General features: G+C 58.2%; 5 protein-coding genes. 1 reads left to right on the top strand and 4 read right to left on the bottom strand.

The features are described from left to right. The coding region (locus tag A3764_RS15660; protein ID WP_150122222.1) for an integrase core domain-containing protein at positions 1 to 317 on the top strand (317 nt) is incomplete at its 5' end. Here A3764_RS15660 and A3764_RS15655 read toward each other — a convergent pair. From A3764_RS15655 to A3764_RS15640, 4 genes are all read right to left on the bottom strand, one after another. Further along, positions 314 to 2,254 (bottom strand): hypothetical protein, encoded by a 1,941-nt coding sequence (locus A3764_RS15655; protein ID WP_150121405.1) that lies wholly within the window; start codon positions 2,252 to 2,254, stop codon positions 314 to 316. The two genes, A3764_RS15660 and A3764_RS15655, sit on opposite strands and share 4 nt — an antisense overlap. Positions 2,255 to 2,579: 325 nt before the next feature. Further along, a complete protein-coding gene (locus tag A3764_RS15650; protein WP_067951753.1) occupies positions 2,580 to 2,933 on the bottom strand; it encodes a nuclear transport factor 2 family protein in 354 nt (117 codons plus the stop codon). Between the two features lie 252 nt (positions 2,934 to 3,185). Continuing rightward, positions 3,186 to 3,641 (bottom strand): hypothetical protein, encoded by a 456-nt coding sequence (locus A3764_RS15645; protein ID WP_150121407.1) that lies wholly within the window; start codon positions 3,639 to 3,641, stop codon positions 3,186 to 3,188. A 97-nt stretch (positions 3,642 to 3,738) separates the two neighbouring features. Continuing rightward, a partial coding sequence (locus tag A3764_RS15640; RefSeq protein WP_150122221.1) for an integrase core domain-containing protein occupies positions 3,739 to 4,159 on the bottom strand: 421 nt, incomplete at its 5' end.

Here is a 4,159-nt window from a genome sequence, read left to right as displayed (position 1 = left end):
ATCAGGGATCCCAGTTCACCTCTTTCGCCTGGACAGATCGGCTCCGCCGATCAGGCGTGCGGATCTCGATGGATGGAAAAGGCCGTTTCCTCGACAACATCTTCATCGAGAGGCTGTGGCGCACCCTGAAATACGAGTGCGTCTACCTGCATGCCTGGGAGACCGGATCGGAGACGAAAGCAGCCATCCGGAAATGGATGACCTTCTACAACCACCAGCGCCCTCACTCGGCCCTCGGCGGCAAGCCACCGGCGCTGGTCTATTGGCAGAAAAATGATATCAACCAACCCGATCAGCAGGTGCAACGAGTAGCTTAATTTACGCCAGATCCTGTCCAAGAGATGGGGAGTAGCTCAATGAGGACGCGCGCAGTCGGGTTGGAGGAGAGGATGCTGCTGACCAAGCGGGATACGAGGAATGTCTTTCCCACACCCGGCGGACCGACAATCAGGTCGATCGAGTGGCCGCGGCAGATCGCTTCCCACGCATCGGACTTTGATGGGTCGAGTTCGTCAGGCGGGGCGCCAGGCGCAGCAATGGCGTGCAGTGCAGGGTCAAGCCCAACGCTCTGAGGGTTTCCGATCGCCCGGAGGAGTTCAACGTTGTCTCGGGCCGTGACGACATGCCGGAGCCGTCGGCGGATTTGGGCTTCGGTGCCTCGGTCCGGCCGCGGCCGCAACAGCACGTGCGCCTCTAAAGGCAAGTTTCCCTCATGACGAAAAACGTAAAGCCGCCGTCCGCCTTCATCGACGACGTCCTCGAGTGATAGCTTTGGCACGGTAGGGCCCAGAGTAAGGGCGTCCGACACCGTAAGGGTCCATTCCACAGTGCCATCATCGCGTAGTATGTCACGTTGTAGTTCGGCCGCCGCCTCCATGCGCCCGAACCTGGCCCGCCAGCGATCGCGCGCCGCGTCCGTGCGCGCCGCAACCCGCACAAGGCCTATCTCGGGAGCATCGACAATTTCGGCCGGGTAGTGGTGCAATCGCCCTTCGAGAAGCGCCGCGACCTCGATTAGGACCAGGGCGTGCCATTCGACCGGATCGACGGCGCTCGGCACCGTTGCCCTGTCCGCCCCGACCGATGCCCAGGCCATGGCCCCAACGCCGGTCCGTGCGACGCGGTCTCGCGCCTCGTGAAGGTCTCGCGCGACATGCACCCGTGCGTCGATCGGTTCAGAGTCAATCGCGCCGTCACCCGGGCCGCGCACTCTGCAACCCGTGATGCGGCCGATCCGATCGTTATCAGTGAGAGGACGGACATAGTAGACCGCACGCTGGCTGAATATTTGGATTGTGCCGTCGTGGCGGCCAGGATTGCGCCAGGCCTGCGGTGCGTCAGCTGTCAGGTCATCCTGGATGAAGGCCAGCAGTGCGTCTGTATCCGCAGCGGCTATGAGTCCTCGCGTCAATGCTGGAGCATCGCGCCGTAGGAGATCGCGACCTGGTGCCGCCACCAACTCATACCGGCCACTCGAGCCCACCCGCTCCAGTTCCGAACACAACTCCTCGATTTCGGCAGCCAGAGCTTCACCCTCGATGAAGGCAAATTGGGGCGGCAGTCGGAGTCGGTCGAGCAGGCGCTGCTCAGGCGGTAGGAGTGCCATGCCGTCTCCGTCGCTCTGGAGCAGGAGCCGAGCGGCAATGGTCCCGAGATCGCGCCAGTCTTGGCTGTGCGAGACGACGGTGCCGGGCCGCAAAAGACCAGCGCCTCCGCTGCCAAGTGAGCCGATATGGACACAGCCTTCGTAGCCACCGAGTTTCAACTCCAGAGGCTCCATGTTGACCGTGAAGATGGTGCCATCAGCGATACCGCCATGGACGAGATCGGCTGCATGGAGATGACCCAGTCCCCGAACGAGCCGACCGATCTGACGCCAGATTCCGGCCCGACCTGACAAAGTCCGCGCGGCATCTTCGAGCATTCGGCGGCTTCGGCCAGTGAGTGTCGCCAGGGTTCCTTCAGCGCCAGACAAACGGATCCCAATCTCTCGATCATCTTCGACGAGGTCGATCACCTCCAGCAGGACCTCGCGTGCGGACTTTCGGGCTAAAACACCTCGGATGCGCCGCACGGTGTCCGCAAGTATGCGCGCGACATCGTAATCGACCGCAGCGCCGGTCTTTTCGACTAGCCATAGTAGATAGGACTCCCCATCGGCATGATCGGTCGCCATCCATAGACCTGACGCACTCCGAAAACGTTCTCCTCGGAGGCCATGCTCCATCTCGAAACGCTGATCCAGCGGCGCCATCGATTTGACCTTGTGCTGCCTTTGCCTCAACCGGCGCCCTTCTCACTGCTTGCATTCACTCGATATTGTGTTCGCGAATGCACGAAACACAAGGGAGGTCGTGAGCCTTTTTAATAAACGAGACGGCAGAGGTTTCGATTTAAGCCGGCTTTAATGGAGCACAAGGCTCGAATGGCCGTTTTGACGTACTGCGCCGCAGCACCGGTGATTATGATGAGCAGCCGCTCTGTGCCGTCCCACGCTCGACAAAGCGCGGCCCGATATGCTGATGCAGCGCATGCTCTAAGGTCAGCACCGAGCCCAAACCTACGTCATTTGAAAAAGGTCAAACGTAACTTTTGATCTTAGCGACTTTGTTGGCCTTTGTGTTTGTGAATTCAATCACATGGCTGTAGCGGCGTGTCTTACCGTCTGGCAGGGTCGCTAGGCCTGATGTTGCACCAGCTCTGCCGTGGGTGATTGCGTGCTCGACAACGATACTTACAGGCTGATCGACTTCAGCTAACGCCGCTTTAACCGCTTCCGATCCAATAGTTTCGCCGCCTTGCTGTTCCCATATCATGTCATCTGCGAAAGCCTCTTCGAGGAATTCGCCGCTCTCGATGGCGACACCGATTGTCTGAGAAAACGTGTTTTTGGGAGAGTTCCCACAATCCCGACTTCCTTTGACGTGCACCATAAACGACCTCATTTTTTCCTATCCTACCAAAATGCGCAGATAACGGACTGTTCCGATCACAAAACCGTATCGACGAGCTCCTACCCGGCGTTTCGGTGCGACGACCGCGCAACAAACCAACGCCGGTTCAACAGATCGGGTTCAACGGATCGGCACGAAACACATAGCGTATCAGCAACTCCACCAAGAGTCGTTTCGCGTGTTGATGCGTGGTTCGCTCGCCCGATGGCAAGTTGCCGGGCCTAGCGCGCTTCAGTGATTTTGGCTTTCCGCACCCAAGTTTAGACGTTGAGTAGCAGACGCAAATTCATCCAACGCGTCAGTTTCGTGATAGGTGTAACGACTATCATCGCCGCCACTTATTCCGTATTTGAAGTAGAGGTCCTTGCCTGTCAGAAATAGGACAGGTCGCTCGTAGCCTCCATAGTGAAACTTGCCCGCATGTCGCCTCAAGAACGTGGTGGCTAAAGATTTCTCTTTGTCGGAAAACTCCTCTTTCAATACCGAAAACACAAGAGCCGCCTCTGGAAACTGCTTTCCAAGGGCAGCCATGCGCGCAAAATCTGCCGACTTGAGCGCTTCAGTCGCAAACGATTTGCATTCTGCGAACACCAGTTTTGGATCAGCCAGGACATCAAAGCGCCCTGCCTCACGTAGCCAACAAACCAAATCTGCTTCGTGTTTTCCTTCGGCAGAGGTTAGTTCCAAACCGGGGCAAAATGTAAGCTGGTCGTCGCGCCCGCCGACCTCGTTTAGAAGACGAGCCTGAGCTACTCCCCATCTCTTGGACAGGATCTGGCGTAAATTAAGCTACTCGTTGCACCTGCTGATCGGGTTGGTTGATATCATTTTTCTGCCAATAGACCAGCGCCGGTGGCTTGCCGCCGAGGGCCGAGTGAGGGCGCTGGTGGTTGTAGAAGGTCATCCATTTCCGGATGGCTGCTTTCGTCTCCGATCCGGTCTCCCAGGCATGCAGGTAGACGCACTCGTATTTCAGGGTGCGCCACAGCCTCTCGATGAAGATGTTGTCGAGGAAACGGCCTTTTCCATCCATCGAGATCCGCACGCCTGATCGGCGGAGCCGATCTGTCCAGGCGAAAGAGGTGAACTGGGATCCCTGATCCGTATTCATTATCTCGGGCGGGCCGAACTTGTGAATGGCCTCGTTCAGCGCTTCGACGCAGAAGTCGGCCTCCAGCGTGTTCGAGATCCGCCAGGACAGAACC

The organism is Sulfitobacter sp. HI0129 (assembly GCF_001635395.1).
GTDB lineage: Bacteria > Pseudomonadota > Alphaproteobacteria > Rhodobacterales > Rhodobacteraceae > Sulfitobacter.
The sequence above is the reverse complement of the archived record's forward strand: the minus strand, read 5'-3'. Positions and strand labels throughout refer to the sequence as shown.

Excerpts from the sequence above, each read along its gene's own strand:
- A3764_RS15655 (WP_150121405.1), bottom strand. The coding sequence starts at position 2,254 with ATGGCGCCGCTGGATCAGCGTTTCGAGATGGAGCATGGCCTCCGAGGA.
- A3764_RS15650 (WP_067951753.1), bottom strand. The coding sequence starts at position 2,933 with ATGGTGCACGTCAAAGGAAGTCGGGATTGTGGGAACTCTCCCAAAAAC.